Origin of the sequence: Pseudomonas sp. GL-B-19 (genome assembly GCF_019956415.1) — a bacterium.
In the GTDB taxonomy this organism is placed as follows: domain Bacteria; phylum Pseudomonadota; class Gammaproteobacteria; order Pseudomonadales; family Pseudomonadaceae; genus Aquipseudomonas.
Genome location: NZ_JAHBDK010000103.1, coordinates 1 through 3,331, shown reverse-complemented (window position 1 = coordinate 3,331; position 3,331 = coordinate 1). Strand labels below are relative to the sequence as shown.

Sequence of the window (3,331 nt, the reverse complement as noted above, 5' to 3'; positions counted from 1 at the left end):
ACCCATCCCCGCCTCCACCGCCAGCCCTTCCAGCTGCGCACGCCCATTCAGCTCGGGAAATTCCGCAATACGTTGCAACAACCGCCACGCCAATGGGCTCAGCTCCGAAAACTTCACGCTCCAGTCCTCCGCCCGCCGCACCAGCAATAAAGTCGGGTGAGCGGGTGCTGCCTCGGGTTGAAAGTCCGGCCCCACCAATTGCACCGGCCAGGCATACGCAAGCGGCCACGCCAGTGGCGAAACCTGCAACGGCCGCGCCATGATCAACGCCACATCACTCGGCGCTAACGGCTCGGCATCAGATTGCTGCAACGCCATCTCGACCCATTCGTAATGTGCCAGTTCCATCATGAACGGCGGCCATGTGCCCTCGCTCAACGCCTGCGGATCAGCCGCGAGAAACTCCACAAACTCCTGGGCAATCTCACCGAATTTCGGCGTGCGCGCGCGGTAGTCCCTCAGGAAAATCCGCACCAGCGTACGCCACTGTTCATCACCGAGAATCTTGATCAGCACCGGAAAAGTCCCACTGAGCAACGTCGACAGGTTGGCGAAAATCAGGTCGCGATACACCTGAGCCCGTGCGGCGTTCATTTCAACCGGCGGCGCGCAGTGATCGGGATCGCGCAGGTAGCGGCCCAGGGTGGTTTGTTGTTCAAACAGGCTCGGCTTATCCACGGTTCACCCCCTCGGTTTGCAAGCGGCGAATGGTCTGCAATTCGGTCACCAGTTCGGAAAACGCCGGGAAGTTGAAATCCCGCTCCAGCAGCGTCGGTTGCGCGCCGAACCGGGCATAGGCCTGCGCCAGCAACGACCAGACCACCGGTTTCACCGAGGCGCCATGGGTGTCGATTTTCAAAGTGTCGGATTCATCGAAGTGCCCGGCCACGTGCATCGCCACCACCCGGCCAGCGTCGATGCCGGCCAGAAACGTCTGCGGATCGAAACCGTGATTGATCGAATTGACGTACACGTTGTTGACGTCCAGCAACAGGTCGCAATCGGCCTCGCGCAACACCGCGTTGGTGAAGGCCACCTCATCCATGTCCTGCTGCGGTGCGGCGTAGTAAGAGACGTTTTCTACCGCCAGACGCCGGCCGAGAATGTCCTGGGCCTGACGGATGCGCGCAGCCACGTGGTGCACCGCTTCTTCGGTAAAGGGCAGCGGCAGCAGGTCGTAGAGGTGACCGTCATCGCTGCAATAGCTCAAATGCTCGCTGTACAGCGGCACCTTGTAATGATCGAGGAATACCCGGACTTCCTGCAGAAACCCGACGTCCAACGGCGCCGGCCCACCGAGGGACAACGACAAGCCGTGACAGGACAACGGGAAACGCTCGGCCAGGGTGCGCAACGCTTGGCCGTGAGCGCCGCCGATGCCGATCCAGTTTTCCGGGGCGACTTCCAGAAAGTCGAAATCGCCGGCTGGGGCGGCCTGAAGGTCTTTCATCAAGCCGCGACGCAGGCCGAGCCCGACGGTCGCCTTGGTGGGTGTGGAAGAGGTCTGCATGGTGTCGATCTCAATGATTGCCATAACGGAATCACAGTTAATCGATGCGCTGTATCGGGGCTGTGTTCGGTTGCAGCAGAAAATCGTGGCGTATGTATCAGTGAAGGGTCTGTACACACTTCGGTACAGACCCGTGGGTGGGCGTTACGCCAGGTCGTATTTCTCGCGCACCAGATGGCCGATGCCGATCCGGTCCAGCACGGTCATCGGGCACAGGAAGGTCACGCGGACGGTGCCGGGCAAGCGACTGATGTCGATGGAGCCGGTGATCGTCGCGCGGTTGAGCACTTCGTCATACGCCAGGCCAGTGACCGAAGCCGCACGTTTCAGGCCGTTTTCCACCGCGACGTTGAGGTTCTCGCCGCTGCCGATGAAGGTGATCGGGCCGCTCTGCTCGATCTCGTGCTGCCCCCAGCGCTCGCCCAGTTCGCGGACTTTCTGCCGCTGCTGTGCATTCATCGGCCGGGCCATGGGCGGCAGGTCATCAAGGTTTTGCAGGAGGATCGGCCCTTCCAGCGTCAGGTGCTTGATCACTTCCACCTGCACTTCGGTTTCCCCGGAGCAATCAGTGGTATGCCCGGCGATCTCGCCGTTGCCCTGCTGGGCATGCATGTCGCCCATGTACACCCCGGCGCCCGGTACCTTGACCGGACAGATCAACACACAGCCTTCGCGGATCGAGTTGGTGTCCATGTGGCCGTCGGTTTTCGCCACATGCAGTTCTTCGCGGGTCATGCCGAAACGGTGCGGCGCATTGATCAGGTATTGGCCGAAATCGGCGCAGTTGTGCGAGTCGGGCAAGTCACGGGACGGCGTGGTGCCGATGTTGCCGAGGAACGGCCGCATGTGCGCGGCGACGCCGGGGATGTCGGCGCGGGCCAGCGACAGGATCGAATGCTGGGCGGCGAATTCCGGCAGTGCCGACATCTCGGACGCATTGCTGGCCAGTTGGTTGGCGACGTGCTGATTGACGGTCAGGCTGACCTGATTCTGCGCATCGAACACGATCACGTAACCGTGGCTGAAGCGAAACGCGCTGACTTCGGCGCCGCAGTTGTTGCAACGAATGGAATCTTCGCCGATGCCTTCGACGTGGCTCGCCGGGTGGTCGGTGCCGCATTTGGCGCAGAATTTGGAGACGAACGGATCGCCGTTGTAGCGCCCTTCGACAAAACTCATGACCCCGGATGACGTCGCCAGCGAGGTCACACGCATGCTTTTGATCTTGATCGCCACGGCGTCGCCGACTTCCGCACCGGCGATGGCCACCGGTTGCGTCACTTCGTGGCCACCTTCGAAGGCCGGCGTAATCATCGGCCCCCAGCAGCCCGGCGGTGTACCGGTGATCAGCGTGCCACCGTCGGCCAGCGGCCCGAGCATGGGCTGGCTCGGGCCGATGATGCCTTGGGTGTAATGGTCGACGCGCAGGCGATTGACGGGTTTGGTTTCAGTCTGAAGCGTAGTCATCAGAGGGTTCCCTTCGCGGAGTCAGGAGCGACGACGGCCGCCTGTTGCGACGACCATCAGATGCCTGGGCAGAACCGGTGCTCGGGTACTGGACGGCCTTTACAGTTGATCGCAGGTTTGTATCCGGGCTGTGTTCGGCAATGGTCGGGAATGAAGTGGAATGTATCGGGACAGCGGTTAGATACAGTGCGATACACAGCACAAATCCCTGTAATTGGATGGACTCGCCCACGCCGAGGCGTCAATGCGCCACGGTGGCAGTCTAAGAAGCCAACGGCAGCGAGGGCGAGTCCATGAAAAAGAATACGACGCTTAAACAGTCCCTGTCTTCAACCGATGTGTCGGCCTGTACGA

At 61.3% G+C, this 3,331-nt stretch carries 3 protein-coding genes; all 3 read right to left on the bottom strand.

Translation table 11 applies throughout. The features are described 5' to 3' along the window. A partial coding sequence (locus KGB06_RS28860) for a DUF2063 domain-containing protein (RefSeq protein ID WP_223521807.1) occupies window positions 1-678 on the bottom strand: 678 nt, incomplete at its 3' end. Beyond that, complete coding sequence (locus tag KGB06_RS28855; RefSeq protein WP_223521809.1) at window positions 671-1,510, bottom strand: DUF692 domain-containing protein; 840 nt, start codon at window positions 1,508-1,510, stop codon at window positions 671-673. The genes KGB06_RS28860 and KGB06_RS28855, both read right to left, overlap by 8 nt. Window positions 1,511-1,654: 144 nt before the next feature. Next, window positions 1,655-2,977, bottom strand: a complete 1,323-nt coding sequence (locus KGB06_RS28850; RefSeq protein WP_223521806.1) for an acetamidase/formamidase family protein — start codon at window positions 2,975-2,977, stop codon at window positions 1,655-1,657. Between the last annotated feature and the right edge of the window lie 354 nt (window positions 2,978-3,331).